The sequence below is a fragment of the Massilia brevitalea genome (genome assembly GCF_030711405.1).
GTDB classification, from domain to species: domain Bacteria; phylum Pseudomonadota; class Gammaproteobacteria; order Burkholderiales; family Burkholderiaceae_D; genus Telluria; species Telluria brevitalea.
Window position 1 is genome coordinate 39,128 of record NZ_JAULSI010000031.1, and the last position, 16,746, is coordinate 55,873.

The window sequence follows — 16,746 nt, forward strand, 5'->3', positions numbered from 1 at the left end:
GTTTAGTTGCGCACCGGCTTGCCGGTCTGCATCATGCCCATGATCCGCTCTTGCGTCTTCGGGTTGTTCAGCAGCGAGACGAAGGCCTTGCGTTCCATGTCGAGCAGCCACTGCTCGGACACCACACTGCCCTGGTCGACGTCGCCGCCGGTCACGATCTCGGCGATGGCGTCGCCCAGCTGGTAGTCGTAGGCCGAAATGAAGCCGCCGTCACGCATGTTGACCAGCTGGCCGCGGATCGTCGCCCAGCCGTAGCGGCCGGTGACGGTGACCGGCCGCTGCGCCGGAGCGCGGTAGCCGGCGTCGAACATGGCGCGCGCCTGCACCTTGGCCACGTGCAGCAGCTCGTAGGCGTTGAAGACGATGATGTCGTCTTCCTTCAGGTAGCCCATGGCTTTCGCTTCCAGCGCCGACTTCGACACTTGCGCGGTGGCCGCGTTGGTGAAACCGGTCTTCAGGAATTGCAGGATGTCGTTGCCCTTGGCTTCCGTGAAAGCGCGCACTGCCGCTTCCTTCAGGCCGCCGCCGGCCGGCACCAGGCCGACGCCCACTTCGACCAGGCCGATGTAAGACTCGATCGAGGCCACGCGCTTCGATGCGTGCAGGGCCATCTCGCAGCCGCCGCCCAGCGCCAGGCCAGCGACAGCAGCCACCACCGGCACGTTCGAGTACTTCATCTGCATGAAGGTGTCTTGCAGTTCCTTGACGATCGGGTCCATCGCTTTCGCGCCGCCGGCCATGAAGGCTGGCAGGGCCGATTGCAGATCGGCGCCGGCCGAGAAGGCGCCGCCTTCGGTGGCGTCGGTGTTCCAGATCACCAGGCCCTTGAAGTTGGCTTCGGCTTCCGCCAGGCCGCGCTTGATGCCCTTGATGACGCCGTCACCGATGACGTGCATCTTGGTTTTCAGCGAAATGATCAGGACCTCATCGCCGGTATGCCACAGGCGCACCGAGTCGTCCTCGAACACAGTGGTGCCCGCGGTCTTCGCGTCTTGCGCGCCGGCGCCCAGCACTGGCGCACGGAAGGCCTGGCGCTCATACACTGGCAGGGTCGAACGTGGCACGTAGCTGTTCGATGCGGCCGAGTACGAACCTTCGGCAGTGTGCACGCCCTTCTCTGCTACTTGTCCTTCGAAGACCCAGGCTGGCAGCGGTGCGTTCGTCAGCGCCTTGCCGGCGTCGATGTCTTCCTTGACCCATTCGGCGATCTGCTTCCAGCCGGCCGCTTGCCAGGTCTCGAAGGGACCGACGCTCCAGCCGAAGCCCCAGCGCATCGCGAAGTCGATGTCGCGTGCGTTGTCGGCGATGGTATCGAGGTGGATCGCGATGTAGTGGAAGGCGTCGCGGAAGATCGCCCACAGGAACTGCGCCTGCGGATTCGTCGATTCGCGCATGGCCTTGAACTTCTTGACCGGGTCTTTTTCTTTCAGGATGCGGGCAACGATGTCGGCTGCTTTCGCACCGCCGGCAACGTATTCGCCGGTGGCGAAGTCGAGGCGCTGGATTTCCTTGCCGACTTTCTTGTAGAAGCCGCCGCCGGTCTTCTGGCCCAGGGCGCCCTTCTCGATCAGCTTGGCCAGCACGTCCGGCGTCTTGTACAGGCTGAAGAACGGATCGTCCTGCAGGGTGTCCTGCATGGTCTTGATCACATGGCCCATCGTGTCCAGGCCGACGACGTCGGCGGTACGGAAGGTGCCCGATTTCGCGCGGCCCAGCTTGGCGCCGGTCAGGTCGTCGACCACGTCCACCGACAGGCCGAACTTCTCGGCTTCGTGGATGGTAGCCAGCATGCCAAAGATGCCGACGCGGTTCGCGATGAAGTTCGGCGTGTCTTTCGCGCGCACGACGCCCTTGCCCAGGACCGAGGTCAGGAAGGTCTCGAGCTGGTCGAGGATTTCCGGCTTGGTGCCGACGGTCGGGATCAGCTCGACCAGGTGCATGTAGCGCGGCGGGTTGAAGAAGTGCACGCCGCAGAAGCGTGCCTTCAGCTCGTCGTCGAAGCCTTCGGCCAATTTATTGATCGACAGGCCCGACGTGTTCGACGCGAAGATCGCGTTCGGCGCGATGTGCGGCGCGACCTTGGCGTACAGGTCGTGCTTCCAGTCCATGCGTTCGGCGATGGCTTCGATGATCAGGTCGCAGCCGGCCAGCACGTCGAGGTTGTCCTCGTAGTTGGCGATCTGGATCAGCGAGGCGTCATCCTTGTTGCCCAGCGGCGCAGGCGACAGCTTCTTCAGGTTCTCGATGGCGCGCAGGACGATGCCGTTCTTTGGGCCTTCCTTTGCAGGCAGGTCGAACAGGACGACAGGCACCTTGGCGTTGACGCAGTGCGCAGCGATCTGCGCGCCCATCACGCCCGCGCCCAGGACGGCGACTTTCTTGACGGTGAAATTGGTCATGGTTTTTATCCCTAGAAGCGGTTAGAACAGGTCGGCGTCGAGCGCCAGCAGGTTGCTTGCGCCCGAACGTGCCTGGCGGATCAACATCGCGGTTTCCGGGTACAGGCGGGCGAAGTAGAAGCGTGCGGTGTGCAGCTTGGCTTCGTAGAACTTGTCGCCAGAATCTTTCTTTTCCAGAGCGATCTTCGACATCTGGGCGAAGAAGTAGGAGAACACCAGGTGACCGACCACGCGCAGGTAAGGCACGGCAGCGGCGCCGACTTCGTCCTGGTTGGTGAAGGCCTTCATGCCGATTTCCATGGTCAGCTTGGTGACTTTTTCGCCGAGCTCGCCCAGCGGGGTCACGAATTCCGACATCGATTCATCGAGGCCGTTTTCTTCGACGAAGGCCTTGATCTTTTCGCCGAAGGCGCGCAGCTTGGCGCCGTTGTCCATCAGGATCTTGCGGCCCAGCAGGTCCAGCGACTGGATGGTGTTGGTGCCTTCGTAGATCATGTTGATACGCGCGTCGCGCACGTACTGCTCCATGCCCCACTCGCTGATGTAGCCGTGGCCGCCGTAGACCTGCATCGCTTCCGAGGTGGCGATCCAGCCGTTGTCGGTGATGAAGGCTTTCACGATCGGGGTCAGCAGCGCGACTTCGCCGGCGGCTTCCTTGCGCACTTCTTCGTCAGGGTGGTTCAGTTCGCGGTCGATCTGCAGCGCAATGTACGAGGTCAGCGCACGCGCGCCTTCGGCGTAGGCCTTAGCAGTGAGTAACATGCGCCGGACGTCCGGGTGCACGATGATCGGATCGGCTGGCTTGCTTGGATCCTTCGGGCCCGACAGCGAACGCATCTGGATGCGGTCTTTTGCGTACACCAGGGCGTTCTGGTAAGCCACTTCGGTCAGGCCGAGCGACTGCATGCCCACGCCCAGGCGGGCGGCGTTCATGAACACGAACATCGCGTTCAGGCCTTTGTGCGGCTGGCCGATCAGGGTGCCGACGGCGCCGTCCAGGTTCATCTGGCAGGTCGAGTTGCCGTGGATGCCCATCTTTTCTTCGATGGCGCCGCAGAAGATCGGGTTGCGCTCGCCGATCGAACCATCCGCATTCGGCAGGAATTTAGGGACCAGGAACAGCGAGATGCCCTTCGAGCCTTCAGGGGCGTCCGGCAGGCGCGCCAGCACCAGGTGGACGATGTTCTCGGCCACGTCGTGTTCGCCGGCCGAGATGAAGATCTTCGAGCCGGTGATTTTGTAGGTGCCGTCGCCTTGCGGTTCGGCCTTCGAGCGCAGCAGGCCGAGGTCGGTGCCGCAATGCGCTTCGGTCAGGCACATGGTGCCGGTCCACTCGCCCGAGACCAGCTTCGGCAGGTAGAATTTCTTCTGTTCGTCGGTGCCGTGTTCTTTCAGGCACTCGTAGGCGCCGTGCGACAGGCCCGGGTACATGGTCCACGCCTGGTTGGACGAGTTCAGCATTTCGTAGAACGAATTGTTCAGCGAAACAGGCAGGCCCTGGCCGCCGTATTCCGGATCGCACGCCAGCGCAGCCCAGCCGCCTTCGACGTACTGTTTATACGCTTCCTTGAAGCCTTTTGGCGTGGTTACGGTCTTGGTTTCCGCGTCGAAATGGCAGCCTTCGCGGTCGCCGGAGTGGTTCAGCGGGAACAGCACTTCCTGCGTGAATTTCGCACCTTCTTCGAGCACCTGGTTGATGATGTCGGCGTCGATTTCCTGGTATGCCGGCAAGTTCTTGAACTCTTCGGTGACATTGAGGAATTCGTGCAAAACGAACTGCATATCCCGGATTGGCGCGACGTACTGACCCATGGTTTTCTCCTGACGAAGGTAAGATTGTGTGAGACTTGCTAAACGGGCTCAGCCCGCTTGATTGCTTTGAGTGGGATTACGGTAATTCTCGATCAGCCGCACGAAGCCGCGGTTCGCGCGCTCCAGTGCGCCGGGGACGCGTAGGAAACGCGCATCGTGGTGCAAGGCCAGGATCAGCCCGTACATCTCGTAGACCAGCTGGTCGGGGTCGGTGCCCTCTTGCAGCGCGCCGACATCGATGCTCTGCTGCACGGCGCGCAGCAGCGCACCCTGCCAGGCACGCACCATGGCCACCAGCGCTTCGCGGATCGGACCTGGACGGTCATCGTACTCCACTGCGCCACTGATATAGATGCAGCCCGACGCAATTTCCACCGAAACGCGCTTGACCCAGCGTGCGAACATGGACTCCAGGCGCGGCAAGCCACGCTGCTCCTTGACGCTGGGGAAGAACACTTCCTGCTCGAAGCGGTGGTGATAAAGCTTGAGCACTTCCATCTGCAGGTCTTCGCGCGAACCGAAGTGCGCGAACACGCCCGATTTGCTCATGTTCATGCGGTCGGCCAGCAGGCCGATGGTCAGGCCTTCCAGCCCGTTGCGGCTGGCCAGCTCGAGTGCGACGTCGAGGATGGCCGCCCGGGTCTGCTCGCCCTTGCGCATGAATTTGGCTGAAGTGTTGATGACTGTCCCCTGGGTGAATCGAAAAATCCGAACGCTCGTACTATTATCTATCGGCGGGTGAATGTCAAACGGGAACTTAGAGGTGGGGTTCTAGTATGGTGGGCACTCCGTGCCCACGCGGAAATATGAACAATGTTGGCAGCGTAAGAGCGGGCCTGCGGCCTTGATTACTGGCGCAACCGATCGCGGTCCGATTGAACGCGTGAACGTTCGTTACTCTGCCCATTGGCCAGAGCTACCCTGTCCACCCTATTCCCCTGCCCGCGTAATCGCCCGGCGATCACGCTTGGTTGGCCTGCCCTTGATGCTGCTGCCCGGCTCCGGGAACAAACGCCGCGCTTCGGTATCGTTCTCGCGCCGGGCAATGCTTTCCTGCGTTTCGCTGTACATCGTCCGTGCAATCGGCGCGCCGCCGCGCTTGTCGGAAATGCCCAAGACCATCACTTCCCAGCGGTCCGAGCCATTGTCGATAAAAATCTTGTCGTTCAACTTCACGGCGCGCGCCGATTTCACCGGCTCGCCGCCGATACGCACGCGGCCACGTTCCACCGCATCGGCCGCCAGCGAGCGCGTCTTGAAGAAGCGCGCGGCCCACAGCCACTTGTCGATGCGAACATTATCGTTTTCCATTGCTTGTCCTCTTTCTGGTTCAAGCACCCCATATGCTGGCGAGGACCCGCTTTTTCGAGGCCTTTTCGCTGATCAGGCGTAGCCGATGGCAAAAATCCGCATTGCAAACTTGTAGGCCAGGTAAGCCGTCCCGTACAAGGCCCGGCGCACCCAGCCGAAGCCGGCAAATTCCTCCAGGTGCACCGGCACCCCGTCGGCCACGCCGCGCAGGATGTGGGCGCGCACGGCACGCGCAAAGCCAACGTCGCGCACGACGATGTTCGCTTCCTGGTTCACGAACAGCGACAGGCCGTCGCAATTGCTCGACCCCACGGTGGCCCAGTCGTCGTCGACCACGGCGATCTTCGCGTGGAGCTGCGTCTTGCGGTACTCCACCACCTTGATGCCGGCCGCCAGCAGTTTCGGATAAAAGGAGCGCGCCACCGCGTCCTGCATCTTGAATTCGCCCACGCCGATCAGGAGCGTAACCTCGACGCCGCGGGCAGCCGCATGCGCCAGTGCCTCGCGGAACTTGCGCCCCGGGGCAAAATAAGGATTCGCCAGCAATACGCATTTCCTGGCCTGGCCGATCGCCTGCAGATAGGCGCGCTGGATGGTGCGCCGGTTGCGCAAATTGTCGCGCACGACGAAGGCCGCGCGCATCGGCTTCGCGCCCTCGGTCGGCGGCTGGCTCCGCATCTCGCGGAACAGGCCGATACGGCGGATCAGCGGCAGGTGGCCGGCGCGCGCCCACTGCGCTTGCGCCTCCAGGTGGATTTGCGCCAGCAGCGGCCCCTGCACCTGCACCGCGAAATCCCAGCGCGGCGCCGGCAGCGGCCTGTGCGGCTCGTAGTCGCACAGCATGTCGTCGTTGATGTTGATGCCGCCGATAAAGGCAATGCTGCGGTCGACCACCGTGATCTTGCGGTGCGTGCGCGTGACGCCGCGCTTGAACCATGGGTTGAACACGCGGTAATGCACGCCGGCGGCGGCAAAGGCTTCGGCGCGGCGGCAGCAGACGCGGTGGCCGGTGCCGAACCAGTCGACCAGCACCCGCACCTTGACCCCGCGTTTGGCGGCCCGGATCAAGGCGTCCTCGATGCCGCGCGCGACGGCGTCCTCGGCAAAGATATAGGTCTCGAACAGGACGTCGTGCCGGGCGGCGTCGATGGCGGCTATCATCGCCGGAAACAGCTGGAGGCCGGATTCGAGCAGGGTGATGTCGTTGTTCGCTACATAGCTGACCGGGCGCATACCTAAGCCAGCTGGAGTTCCGCGACGATCGGTGCGTGATCCGAGAGTTTGGCCCAGATCGGGCCAGCCATGACCTGGGCATTGTCGACCTTGAAGCCGCGCACGTAGATGCGGTCAAGGCGGAACCAGGGCAGCGCGGCCGGGAAGGTGCGCGCCGGCGCCAGGCGCGGCTGGCGCCCTGCCCAGCTGCGCACCATGTCGCCCAGGGCCGACTTCGGCCCGAGCTCGTCGAACACCTCGGTCACGCCCAGGGCATTGCGCAAACGGTCGCTCAGGGTATTGCGCCAGTCGTTGAAGTCGCCGGCGATGATTACCGGTTCGCCGTTCGACGACTGCTGTACCGCCTCGATGAGTTGCACGGTCTGGCGCCCGCGCCCGCCTTCGAACAGCCCCAAATGGACCACGTAGCAATGGACCCGGCCAGCCGGCGTTTCCAGCACGCAGTGCAGGATGCCGCGCTGCTCGTAGGCATGGTCGGACACGTCGTGGTTATGGCTGTTTTCGATAGGGAAACAGCTGAGCAGCGCATTGCCGTGGTGGCCGTGGTCATAGACCGCATTCATGCCGTAGGCCGAATGGTGGGATTCGCCGGCAAAGTACTCGTACTGCGCCGTTTCCGGCCAGATGCGGTGTTCGCGCTTATGGTTGGCATAGCGCGCCAGGTTGCGATCATGCCTGCCCTGCACTTCTTGCAGGAAGACAATATCGGCGTGGAATTCAGCGATGGCTTTCTTCAATGCCAGGACGCGTGGCGTGCTGCGCAGCGAGGAAACACCCTTATGAATATTATAGGTAGCGACACGAATCTTCATGGGAACATTCTACCCCCATCAGTCCGTGACATTTTGGAACGACTTCCAATCGTGCGGCATGGCGCCGCCGTACTCCAAAAAACGTGTCTTGCGGGTGCGGAGCAGGCACGCAGCCCGCCCCGCGATGCTATCAATCGAACACGGGTGCGGCTTCCCAGTTGCTGCGTACTGCGGCGTTCCGGGGTGCTGCCAGGTGCTCCGCCTCGTCCAGAGACACGGCAATCAGGCGCGGGCCACTCAGGCGTAAGCCACACTCGAGGTCGATATAAAAGCATTCATCGTCCACGCTCAGGGCTTTCACCTTTTCCTCGTGTTTCGGTTGGAATTGATCCATTCGTTCCTCCAGAATCCGTTGGTTGGACAGTGTTGCAATTATTAAATTTCGCTGGATGCGAATTAATGACAATATTCGACCGATTTCCGATTGTCAACCGCAGATTCTACTGTGCGCCACCTAACATAACGAATTTCCTGTGGGCATTTTTCTCACAGGAACTAATTTCATTAAGTTAATTGCAAAGTTTCTTTCTAATCATTTTTTGACTCAATATGTATATTGCGAGGGGAAAGACACAATTTGCGTTCACGATTAGCGACGACGAACGAACTTTCGCTCCGTAATGTAAACCGAGAGTTAAAGAGAGGAATTGAAGGGTTCTGGACGGAAAATAAATCCGGCTCATCAAGCCATTTCTTCGTTAGAACTGCGTTGTATTTACGTTTTAAGAAATAAATTTCTTGACTTCTTGTTCAGACACTGCCGGAAGAGCAATACCTATAACAAGGCTGTTCCCCAGACATTTTTTATATCCAGGCGACGACGAGATAAATGGAAGAGCGCGCCTACTTACTGTCGAGTACGCAATCCAGCAACTGACGTTCAAGTGCCGCAAAACCGGCGCTGCCGCGCTCGCGAGGACGCGGCAGGTTCACTGCCACGTCATGTGCGATGCGGCCGCCATCGACCACCAGCACGCGATCGGCCAGGGCCAGCGCTTCCTGCACGTCGTGGGTGACCAGCACGGCGGTAAACCCCTGGCGCAGCCACAGGCTTTCGATCAGGCGCTGCATCTCGATGCGGGTCAGCGCGTCGAGGGCGCCCAGCGGTTCGTCGAGCAGCAGCAGTTGCGGCGCATGCACCAGGGCGCGCGCCAGGGCCACGCGCTGGCGCTGTCCGCCCGAGAGCACGGCCGGCCACTCCTGCGCCCGTTCGGCCAGGCCGACGGTGGCCAGGGCCTCGCTGGCGCGGCCGGCGCCATGCTTCAGGCCCAGCGCTACATTGTCGAGCACGCTCTTCCAGGGCAGCAGGCGCGCTTCCTGGAACATCAGGCGGGTGCCGCCTTCGCCCTGCCCTGTACCGGCATCGGCGTCGACCTCCAGGGTGCCGCCGTCGCGCTGTTCGAGCCCGGCGATCAGGCGCAGCAGGGTGCTCTTGCCGCAGCCGCTGCGGCCGATCACGGCCACCGCCTCGCCGGGCGCGATGTGCAGGTCGATGTCGTCCAGCACGGTGCGCTCGCCGTAGCGCTTGGTGAGTGCGCGCGCATGGACCTCGGCGCCGCGTCCACCGGCGGCGGCCGTGGAGCCGACCCGGCGGGTTTCTTCTTGAGTAATGTGCATAGACCCTCGTTAGCGGTAAGCCGGATTCCAGCGCAGGAAAGTGCGCTCCAGTGCGCGCGCCGCCAGGTCGGCCAGCTTGCCGAGCAGCGCGTACAGCAGGATGCCAACCAGCACCACATCGGTTTGCAGGAATTCGCGCGCATTCATCGTCATGTAGCCGATGCCCGATTGCGCCGAGATCGTTTCGGCCACGATCAGCAGCACCCAGACCAGGCCCAGCGAAAAGCGCACGCCCACCAGGATCGAGGGCAAGGCCGCCGGCAGGATCACGTCGCGGTGCAGGGCCCAGCCCGACAAGCCATAGCTGCGCGCCATCTCGATCAGGCCCTGGTCGGCCGAGCGGATGCCGTGGAAGGTGTTCAGGTAGACCGGGAAGAACACGCCGATCGCCAGCAGGAACAGTTTTGCCGTCTCGTCGATGCCGAACCACAGGATCACCAGCGGAATCAGGGCCAGCGCCGGGATGTTCCGGATCATCTGCAAGGTCGTGTCGAGCAGGGTTTCGGCGCGGCGCGAACTGCCGTTCAAGAGGCCCAGCAGCAGCCCAAGGCCGGCGCCGATGCCGAAGCCCACCGCCGCGCGCCACAGGCTGGTGCGCAGGTGCGCCCACAGCTCGCCGGATTCAGCCAGCGTCCAGAAGGCGGTCAGCACCTGCCAGGGTTCGGGCAGGATGCGGCTCGAGAGCCAGCCGACGTGGGCGGCTACCTGCCAGAAGACGACCAGCGCCACGGGCAAGGCCCAGGGTGCGAGGGCCGCCAGTACCTTGCGCTGCCGGTGGCCCGGGGTGCTGACTGCCGCGCCGGCAGCCGCACTTGCTGGCAAGGCCGTGGAGACTGCGGCGCTCGCACCCGCACTTGCTTTGCGCGGCACTGGCGCGGATCGTGCAGGCGCCGCAGGTTCGACGCTCCCGCTATCGGACGCGCCTGCCGCTCCGGCCCGAAGCACTTCAAACGACGCCATTTACGCCGCCTTTTTCTTCGGCACGATGTCGCTGGCCATCATCTCGCCAAACGGCCCGGTGATCGACTGCTCGCCGCTTTCCTTGCCCTTGCCGAGCAGCGGGAACACCAGTTCGGCGAAACGGTAGGACTCTTCCAGGTGAGGATAGCCCGACAGGATAAAGGTTTCGATACCGAGGTCCTGGTACTCGCGCATGCGCGCCGCCACGGTTTCCGGGTCGCCCACCAGCGCGGTGCCGGCGCCGCCGCGCACCAGGCCCACGCCGGCCCACAAATTCGGCGAGACTTCCAGCTTGTCGCGCCGGCCGCCGTGCAGGGCCGCCATGCGCTGCTGGCCGACCGAATCCATCTTCGCAAACGCGGCTTGCGCCTTGGCGATGATGTCGTCGTCCAGGTGGCTGATCAGTTCATCGGCGGCGCGCCAGGCTTCTTCGTTCGTTTCGCGCACGATCACGTGCAGGCGGATGCCGAACTTCACGGTACGGCCACGCTTGGCGGCGCGGGCGCGGATGTCGTCCAGCTTCTCGGCGACGGCCGCCGGCGGCTCGCCCCAGGTGAGGTACACGTCCATCTGCTCGGCCGCCAGCTCGTGCGCCGGTTCCGAGGAGCCGCCAAAGTACAGCGGCGGATGAGGTTTTTGCACCGGCGGATACAGCGTCTTGGCGCCCTTCACCTGGATATGCTTGCCCTCGAAATCGTAGCCCGCCGCCCCGCCCTCGCCGGCCAGGCTGGCGCGCCAGACGCGGATGAATTCGTCCGAGATCTCATAGCGTTTCGTGTGGTCGGCGAACAGGCCGTCGGCTTCGAGCTCGCCCTGGTCGCCGCCGGTGACCACGTTGATCAGAAGGCGTCCATTCGACAGGCGGTCAAACGTAGCCGCTTGTCGCACCGCGAGGCCGGGCGTCGACAGGCCGGGACGGATCGCGACCAGGAATTTCAGGCGCTTGGTGGCGCCGATCAGCGAAGCGGCCGAAATCCACGGGTCTTCGCAGGAGCGGCCGGTAGGCAGCAGCACGCCTTCGTAGCCCAGGGTGTCGGCGGCAACGGCGATCTGGCGCAGGTAGTCGGCATCGACCGTGCGCGCGCCTTTCGTGGTGCCGAGGTAGCGGCTGTCGCCGTGGGTGGGGAGGAACCAGAATACGTTGGGAGTGGACATGGTGTTTCCTTAGATCGGTGTGACGAGTGCGTCTTTGACGGCGATCGGTTTCGGGATCAGCTTCAGGGCGTGGAAGGCGTCGGCGATGCGCTGCTGTTCGCGCACGACTTCCGCCGACATCGGCTTCACGCCATAGGCGTAGCGGCTGGCAGCCAGGTCGACCACGTTCTTCGGCAGGCCGGTCTGGGCCGAGAGAATCGTCGAGACCTCGGCCGGATTGGCCTTGCCCCATTCGTCGACCTTGGCGATTTCCTCGAGCAGGATGCGGTTCAGGTCCGCATGCTTTTCGGCGAAGCTGCGCGCGGCAAGATAGAACTGGTGGTTCGATACCAGGTTGCGGCCATCGGCCAGCACGCGCGCGCCGAGCTGCTGTTCGGCTGCCGCCAGGAAGGGGTCCCAGATCACCCAGGCGTCGACGCTGCCGCGCTCGAAGGCGGCGCGCGCATCGGCCGGCGGCAAATAGATCGGCTGGATCGCGCTGTAGGGAATGCCGGCCTTTTCCAGGGCTCTCACCAGCAGGAAGTGCACGTTCGAACCCTTGTTCAGGGCGATCTTCTTGCCACGCAAATCGGCCAGCGTACGCAGGGTGGAGTTCTTCGGCACCACGATGGCTTCGCTGCCCGGCGAGGCTGGCTCATGGCCCACGTACACCAGGCGCGCACCGGCGGCCTGGGCAAAGATCGGCGGCGCCTCGCCCACGGTGCCGAAGTCGATGCTGCCGACGTTCAGGCCTTCCAGCAGCACCGGGCCGGCCGGGAATTCGGTCCATTTGACGGCGATCTTTTGCGCGGCCAAACGCGCTTCGAGCGTGCCGCGCCCCTTCAGCAGGGTCAGGGTGCCGTACTTCTGGTAGCCGATGCGGATTTCCTTCGGCGCCTGGGCGATGGCGGGAAGGTGCAGGCCGGCGGCGATGCCGGTGGCGCCGGCGGCGAGCAGGCCGAGGGCGCGGCGGCGCGTGGGGCGCAGGGTGGAATCAGGAGGCATATGCGTTTTCCAGGAAGAGAATTCAGGCTGCGACGGCGTGCAGGTCCTTGGCGGCGACGGCGTCGGTGCCTGGGCGCGGCGCCACCAGGCGCAGTTCCGAGGCCAGTTGCTCGACGCCCTGCGCCACGCGCACCGCGATCGGCGCGGCCAGCGTCAGGCTGCCATCGAGCCCGCGGCCCAGCTGGTCGGAAGTGGCGTAGATGCTGGGCAGGATGAAGCGCGCCGACATCGAGGCCAGCACCGGGCGCAGCGCGTAATCGAGCGCCAGCATGTGCGACTGGCTGCCGCCGGTGGCCAGCGGCAGCACCAGCTTGCCGGCCAGGCCGTCTTGCGGCAGCAGGTCGAGGAAGGCTTTCAGCAGGCCGCTGTAGGCCGCCTTGTAGACCGGCGTGGCGACGACGATGGCATCGGCCTGGCGCACTGCGGCGAGGGCGCGGGCCACCGAGGGCTCGTCGGTGTCGAGCGAGAGCAGCGCGCTGGCGGACAGGTCGCGCACTTCGATGCGGCTCACACGCTGGCCGTGCAAGGCCAGACGCTCGCCGATGTGCTGCAACAGGCGCGAAGACGAAGAGTGCGGCGCAGGGCTGCCGCCAAGCAGGATGACGCTCATGGTGTGTCCATTCATATAGGGATGAGTACAGACTAGGGCCACGCGGCTTGCATGAAAACTAATCATTTCGCACATCCTTATGCGCTGGCCGTTCTAAGGTTTTGCGCATATCGATGACCGGATTTCTTCGTTCACGGCGCTGCAAACCCGGTGCAATACTGATTGCTACATTCTCATCAGGACCTGCACCATGCCTCCCTCAGTCCAACCCCTGCACGTTGTCGAACCCGTGTCCACGCCCGATCCGCTGGCCTTGGCCGAGCGCCTGGCCGAGCAGTTCGCCGCCACCGCCGTCGAGCGCGACCAGGCCGGCGGCCACGCGGCGCACGAACGTGAACTGATCCGCGACAGCGGCCTCCTCACGCTGTCGATCCCGGCGGAATTCGGCGGCCAGGGCGGCTCCTGGGAAACCGTGCAGGCCGTAATCCGCACGCTGGCCCGCGCCGACAGCGCGCTGGCCCACCTGTTCGGCTTCCACCACCTGCAGCTGGCCGGCATCCGCCTGTACGGCACGCCGGTCCAGCAGCGCAACCTGCTCACGGCCACCGTCGAACAGCGCCTGTTCTGGGGCAATGCCCTGAACCCGCTCGACAAGCGCACCCGCGCCCAGGCCATCCCTGGCGGCTTCATGCTCAATGGGATCAAGAGCTTTTCGTCGGGCTCGGTAGGCTCGGACTGGCTGACGATTTCCGCCTGGGATGAAGCCGCCAACGCGCCGCTGATCGCGGTGCTGCCGACCGCGCAGCCGGGCATCCGCGTGGAAGCCGACTGGGATGCATTCGGCCAGCGCCAGACCGACAGCGGCAATGTCCACTTCGACAAGGTGTATTTGCCGGCTGCGCTGGTGCTGCAGGCGCCCGGCCAGGCGCCGACCGCGCAGGCGACCCTGCGCTCGCAGGTGGCCCAGCTGATCATGACCAATTTGTATCTCGGCATCGCGATCGGCGCCTTCGAGGCGGCGCGCGACTACACGCTGGAACAGGCACGGCCCTGGTTCGCATCCGGCGTGGCGGACGCCAGCCATGACCCCTTCACCCAGCACCGCTACGGCGAATACTGGCTCAAGCTGCGCCCGGCCACGGTGCTGGCCGACCAGGCCGCGCGCCTGCTCGACGCCGCCTTCGGCAAGGGCGCGGACGTTACCGCGCAGGAGCGCGGCGAAGTGGCGGTGGCGGTGGCCGAAGCCAAGGTGCTGTCGCACCGCGCCGCCATCGACATCGCCAGCGGCATGTTCGAGCTGCTCGGCGCGCGCTCCACCTCAGGCCGCTTCGGTTTCGACCGCTACTGGCGCAATGCGCGCGTGCACACCCTGCACGACCCGGTCGACTACAAGCTGCGCGACCTGGGGCGCTATGCGCTGGAAGGCCGCCTGCCCGAGCCGACGGCCTATTCGTGACGATGAGTCTGACAGCGCCATGACCACCGCTCCTACTCCCGACACGCCGCCGCTGGCGATCCGTTTGGTGGACGTCGCCAAGACCTTCGCCACGCCCGACGGCGGCCGCTTCGAGGCGATCCGCAGCGTTTCGCTCGACATCCTCGATGGCGAGATCTTCGGCATCGTCGGCAAGAGCGGCGCCGGCAAATCGACCCTGCTGCGCATGATCAACCTGCTCGAACGCCCCGAGCGCGGCAGCGTGACGGTGGCCGGCGAAGAACTCACCCGCCTCGACAAGCGCGACTTGCGCAAGGCGCGCCAGCACATCGGCATGATCTTCCAGGGTTTTAATTTGCTGCAGAACGCCACCGTGTTCGAGAACGTGGCCTTTCCGCTGCGCCTGCACGACTCCCTGAACGCGCCACGCTTGAAGGCGCGGGTTGCCGAATGCCTGGAGCTGGTCGGGCTGGAGGACAAGAGCGCCAGTTATCCGGCCCAGCTCTCGGGCGGGCAGAAGCAACGGGTAGCGATTGCGCGCGCCCTGGCCAGCCACCCTGCGGTGCTGCTGTGCGACGAGCCGACGTCGGCGCTCGACCCGGAAACCACGCGCGCCCTGCTCGACACGCTACGCAGCATCAACGTCCAGCTGGGCGTGACCATTGTGATCGTCAGCCACGAGCTGCAGGTGCTGGGCACGCTCTGCGACCGCGTCGCGGTGATTGAAAACGGCGTGATTGCGGAGCAGTTCGCGCTCGCCGACCACAGCGTGCCGCGCCGGACCGCGCTCGGCCGCGAACTTGCCTACTACGGCACCGAGGCCTTTGCCGCGGCTGCCTGGGGAGATGCCCATGCCTGAATCGATTCTCAGCGTCCTGCCCGAACTCTGGACCGCCTTCCTGCAAACCGCCCTGATGCTCGGCATCGGCGTCACGGCGGCGGTGCTGCTGGGCGGCCCGCTCGGGGTGCTGCTGTTCCTGGTGTCCGATGGCCAGGCCCTGCAGAACCGGCGCCTGGCACTGGTGCTGGGCTGGTTCGTGAACACGGTGCGCTCCTTCCCCTTCATCATCCTGATGGTGGCGCTGGTGCCCTTTACGCGGGTGCTGGCCGGCACCTCGATCGGGCCGCTGGCCGCGTCGGTGCCGCTGTCGATTGCAGCGATTCCCTACTTTGCGCGCCTGGTCGAACAGAACCTGCGCGACGTGCCGCGCGGCGTGATCGAGGCGGCGCAAGCGATGGGCGCTTCCGAGCTGCAGATCGTGCTGCGCGTGCTGCTGCCCGAGGCGCGCGCCGCCCTGGTGCTGTCGCTGACGGTGCTGGCGATCAGCTTTCTTTCGTATTCGGCGGTGGCCGGCGTGGTGGGCGGCGGCGGTATCGGCGACCTGGCGATCCGCTACGGCTACTACCGCTTCGAGACCGACGTGATGATGTTCACGGTGACGATTCTGATCGTGCTGGTGCAGCTGATCCAGCTGACCGGCGCCCGCACTGCCCGCCGCCTCGACAAACGCTGACCCTACTCTTCCAATAAAAAGGACTACCATGCGCTTCCCACGCCGCACCCTGCTTGTCGCTCCCCTTGTCGCTCCCCTTGCCGTTGCCCTCAGCCTGCTCGCCGGCGCCGCCCACGCCAAGGACCCGAAGGAACTGGTGATCGGCACCAGCGCCGGGCCCTATGCCGACCAGGTCCGCTACGGCATCAAGCCGATCCTGGAAAAGCAGGGTTACAAGGTCAAGCTGGTCGAATTCAACGACTACATCCAGCCGAACTTCGCGCTGGCCGAAGGCGCGCTCGACGCCAACATCTTCCAGCACATCATCTACCTGACCCGCTTCGCCGAGCAGCACAAGCTGCCGCTGTCGGAGCTGATCAAGATTCCGACCGCGCCGATCGCCATCTACAGCCACAAGCACAAGTCGCTGAACGAAGTGAAGGCCGGCACCACAGTGGCGCTGCCGAACGACCCGACCAACCAGGCGCGCGCGCTGGTCATGCTGGACCAGATTGGGTGGGTCAAGCTGAAACCAGGCATCGACCCGATCAAGGCGTCCGAGAAGGACATCGCCCAGAACCTGAAGGGCATCAAGCTGCTGCCGCTGGAGGCGGCCCAGCTGCCGCGATCCCTGCAGGATGCCGACTATGCCTTCGTGAACGGGAATTTTGCTTTGGCCTCGGGCTTGAAGCTGAAGGATGCCCTGCGCACCGAGAAGATTTCGCCGAGCTACGCCAATCTGGTGGCGGTGCGCACGGCCGATAAAGATAAACAGTTTGCGAAGGATATCGCGGCGGCCTACCGCTCGCGCGAATTCCTGGAAGTGACGAACCAGCGGTTTGCCGACTATGCCAAGACCGATTATCAGCTGGCGCTGGAGAAGAGTGCAAAATGACGGCTGCCGACAGGAAAGCGGGTGACGGGAAGGTGGCTGATACTGGGGCGGACCGCGTGGGCACGAGTGCCTGTCGCGGCCCGGCCCACC

The 16,746-nt window shown here is 64.2% G+C and carries 16 protein-coding genes; 4 read left to right on the forward strand and 12 right to left on the reverse strand.

Annotation, left to right across the window (positions count from 1 at the left end):
* Nucleotides 1–2: 2 nt before the first annotated feature.
* The 12 genes from QWL29_RS18760 to ssuE all read right to left on the reverse strand — a co-directional run bounded on the left by QWL29_RS18760 (nucleotide 3) and on the right by ssuE (nucleotide 12,893).
* Nucleotides 3–2,399 (reverse strand): 3-hydroxyacyl-CoA dehydrogenase/enoyl-CoA hydratase family protein, encoded by a 2,397-nt coding sequence (locus QWL29_RS18760; protein WP_305824400.1) that lies wholly within the window; start codon nucleotides 2,397–2,399, stop codon nucleotides 3–5.
* A gap of 21 nt (nucleotides 2,400–2,420) precedes the next feature.
* Complete coding sequence (locus QWL29_RS18765) at nucleotides 2,421–4,211, reverse strand: acyl-CoA dehydrogenase C-terminal domain-containing protein (RefSeq protein WP_305824401.1); 1,791 nt, start codon at nucleotides 4,209–4,211, stop codon at nucleotides 2,421–2,423.
* A gap of 48 nt (nucleotides 4,212–4,259) precedes the next feature.
* Nucleotides 4,260–4,871 carry a TetR/AcrR family transcriptional regulator gene (locus tag QWL29_RS18770; RefSeq protein WP_305824402.1) on the reverse strand — a complete coding sequence of 204 codons (612 nt, stop codon included), beginning with the start codon at nucleotides 4,869–4,871 and terminating at the stop codon, nucleotides 4,260–4,262.
* Between the two features lie 270 nt (nucleotides 4,872–5,141).
* Nucleotides 5,142–5,522 carry an RNA-binding S4 domain-containing protein gene (locus QWL29_RS18775; protein ID WP_305824403.1) on the reverse strand — a complete coding sequence of 127 codons (381 nt, stop codon included), beginning with the start codon at nucleotides 5,520–5,522 and terminating at the stop codon, nucleotides 5,142–5,144.
* Between the two features lie 72 nt (nucleotides 5,523–5,594).
* Nucleotides 5,595–6,755 (reverse strand): cardiolipin synthase ClsB, encoded by a 1,161-nt coding sequence (clsB, locus tag QWL29_RS18780; RefSeq protein ID WP_305824404.1) that lies wholly within the window; start codon nucleotides 6,753–6,755, stop codon nucleotides 5,595–5,597.
* 2 nt (nucleotides 6,756–6,757) lie between these two features.
* Nucleotides 6,758–7,567: an endonuclease/exonuclease/phosphatase family protein gene (locus QWL29_RS18785; RefSeq protein ID WP_305824405.1), complete on the reverse strand. Its 810-nt coding sequence runs from the start codon at nucleotides 7,565–7,567 to the stop codon at nucleotides 6,758–6,760.
* Between the two features lie 130 nt (nucleotides 7,568–7,697).
* Nucleotides 7,698–7,901 carry a hypothetical protein gene (locus QWL29_RS18790; protein ID WP_305824406.1) on the reverse strand — a complete coding sequence of 68 codons (204 nt, stop codon included), beginning with the start codon at nucleotides 7,899–7,901 and terminating at the stop codon, nucleotides 7,698–7,700.
* Between the two features lie 509 nt (nucleotides 7,902–8,410).
* Entirely contained in the window at nucleotides 8,411–9,184 is a 774-nt protein-coding gene (locus tag QWL29_RS18795) for an ATP-binding cassette domain-containing protein (protein WP_305824407.1), read from the reverse strand.
* Nucleotides 9,185–9,193: 9 nt separating this feature from the next.
* A complete protein-coding gene (gene ssuC / locus QWL29_RS18800; protein WP_305824428.1) occupies nucleotides 9,194–9,943 on the reverse strand; it encodes an aliphatic sulfonate ABC transporter permease SsuC in 750 nt (249 codons plus the stop codon).
* A 201-nt stretch (nucleotides 9,944–10,144) separates the two neighbouring features.
* Nucleotides 10,145–11,299, reverse strand: coding sequence for an FMNH2-dependent alkanesulfonate monooxygenase (ssuD, locus tag QWL29_RS18805; RefSeq protein ID WP_305824408.1), 1,155 nt, complete (start codon nucleotides 11,297–11,299; stop codon nucleotides 10,145–10,147).
* A 9-nt stretch (nucleotides 11,300–11,308) separates the two neighbouring features.
* The gene (locus tag QWL29_RS18810) at nucleotides 11,309–12,283 is read right to left on the reverse strand and encodes a sulfonate ABC transporter substrate-binding protein (protein WP_305824409.1); all 975 of its coding nucleotides are present in this window, start codon (nucleotides 12,281–12,283) and stop codon (nucleotides 11,309–11,311) included.
* Between the two features lie 22 nt (nucleotides 12,284–12,305).
* Nucleotides 12,306–12,893, reverse strand: coding sequence for an NADPH-dependent FMN reductase (gene ssuE / locus QWL29_RS18815; RefSeq protein ID WP_305824410.1), 588 nt, complete (start codon nucleotides 12,891–12,893; stop codon nucleotides 12,306–12,308).
* Between the two features lie 190 nt (nucleotides 12,894–13,083).
* Between ssuE and QWL29_RS18820 the strand changes: the two genes are divergently transcribed.
* From QWL29_RS18820 to QWL29_RS18835, 4 genes are read left to right on the forward strand one after another with little or no spacing between them, the layout of a single operon-like run.
* Nucleotides 13,084–14,289 (forward strand): acyl-CoA dehydrogenase family protein, encoded by a 1,206-nt coding sequence (locus QWL29_RS18820; protein ID WP_305824411.1) that lies wholly within the window; start codon nucleotides 13,084–13,086, stop codon nucleotides 14,287–14,289.
* 19 nt (nucleotides 14,290–14,308) lie between these two features.
* Complete coding sequence (locus tag QWL29_RS18825) at nucleotides 14,309–15,127, forward strand: methionine ABC transporter ATP-binding protein (RefSeq protein ID WP_305824412.1); 819 nt, start codon at nucleotides 14,309–14,311, stop codon at nucleotides 15,125–15,127.
* A complete protein-coding gene (locus tag QWL29_RS18830; protein WP_305824413.1) occupies nucleotides 15,120–15,782 on the forward strand; it encodes a methionine ABC transporter permease in 663 nt (220 codons plus the stop codon). The genes QWL29_RS18825 and QWL29_RS18830 overlap by 8 nt, the downstream gene beginning before the upstream one ends.
* 28 nt (nucleotides 15,783–15,810) lie before the next feature.
* On the forward strand, nucleotides 15,811–16,656 hold the full coding sequence (locus QWL29_RS18835; protein WP_305824414.1) for a MetQ/NlpA family ABC transporter substrate-binding protein: 846 nt from the start codon (nucleotides 15,811–15,813) through the stop codon (nucleotides 16,654–16,656).
* Nucleotides 16,657–16,746: the final 90 nt, after the last annotated feature.

Excerpts from the sequence above, each read along its gene's own strand:
- QWL29_RS18825 (WP_305824412.1), top strand. The coding sequence starts at position 14,309 with ATGACCACCGCTCCTACTCCCGACACGCCGCCGCTGGCGATCCGTTTG.
- QWL29_RS18775 (WP_305824403.1), bottom strand. The coding sequence starts at position 5,522 with ATGGAAAACGATAATGTTCGCATCGACAAGTGGCTGTGGGCCGCGCGC.
- QWL29_RS18790 (WP_305824406.1), bottom strand. The coding sequence starts at position 7,901 with ATGGATCAATTCCAACCGAAACACGAGGAAAAGGTGAAAGCCCTGAGC.
- QWL29_RS18765 (WP_305824401.1), bottom strand. The coding sequence starts at position 4,211 with ATGGGTCAGTACGTCGCGCCAATCCGGGATATGCAGTTCGTTTTGCAC.
- QWL29_RS18830 (WP_305824413.1), top strand. The coding sequence starts at position 15,120 with ATGCCTGAATCGATTCTCAGCGTCCTGCCCGAACTCTGGACCGCCTTC.
- QWL29_RS18760 (WP_305824400.1), bottom strand. The coding sequence starts at position 2,399 with ATGACCAATTTCACCGTCAAGAAAGTCGCCGTCCTGGGCGCGGGCGTG.
- ssuD (WP_305824408.1), bottom strand. The coding sequence starts at position 11,299 with ATGTCCACTCCCAACGTATTCTGGTTCCTCCCCACCCACGGCGACAGC.
- QWL29_RS18835 (WP_305824414.1), top strand. The coding sequence starts at position 15,811 with ATGCGCTTCCCACGCCGCACCCTGCTTGTCGCTCCCCTTGTCGCTCCC.
- ssuE (WP_305824410.1), bottom strand. The coding sequence starts at position 12,893 with ATGAGCGTCATCCTGCTTGGCGGCAGCCCTGCGCCGCACTCTTCGTCT.
- QWL29_RS18770 (WP_305824402.1), bottom strand. The coding sequence starts at position 4,871 with ATGCGCAAGGGCGAGCAGACCCGGGCGGCCATCCTCGACGTCGCACTC.
- QWL29_RS18810 (WP_305824409.1), bottom strand. The coding sequence starts at position 12,283 with ATGCCTCCTGATTCCACCCTGCGCCCCACGCGCCGCCGCGCCCTCGGC.
- QWL29_RS18820 (WP_305824411.1), top strand. The coding sequence starts at position 13,084 with ATGCCTCCCTCAGTCCAACCCCTGCACGTTGTCGAACCCGTGTCCACG.
- QWL29_RS18785 (WP_305824405.1), bottom strand. The coding sequence starts at position 7,567 with ATGAAGATTCGTGTCGCTACCTATAATATTCATAAGGGTGTTTCCTCG.
- QWL29_RS18795 (WP_305824407.1), bottom strand. The coding sequence starts at position 9,184 with ATGCACATTACTCAAGAAGAAACCCGCCGGGTCGGCTCCACGGCCGCC.
- clsB (WP_305824404.1), bottom strand. The coding sequence starts at position 6,755 with ATGCGCCCGGTCAGCTATGTAGCGAACAACGACATCACCCTGCTCGAA.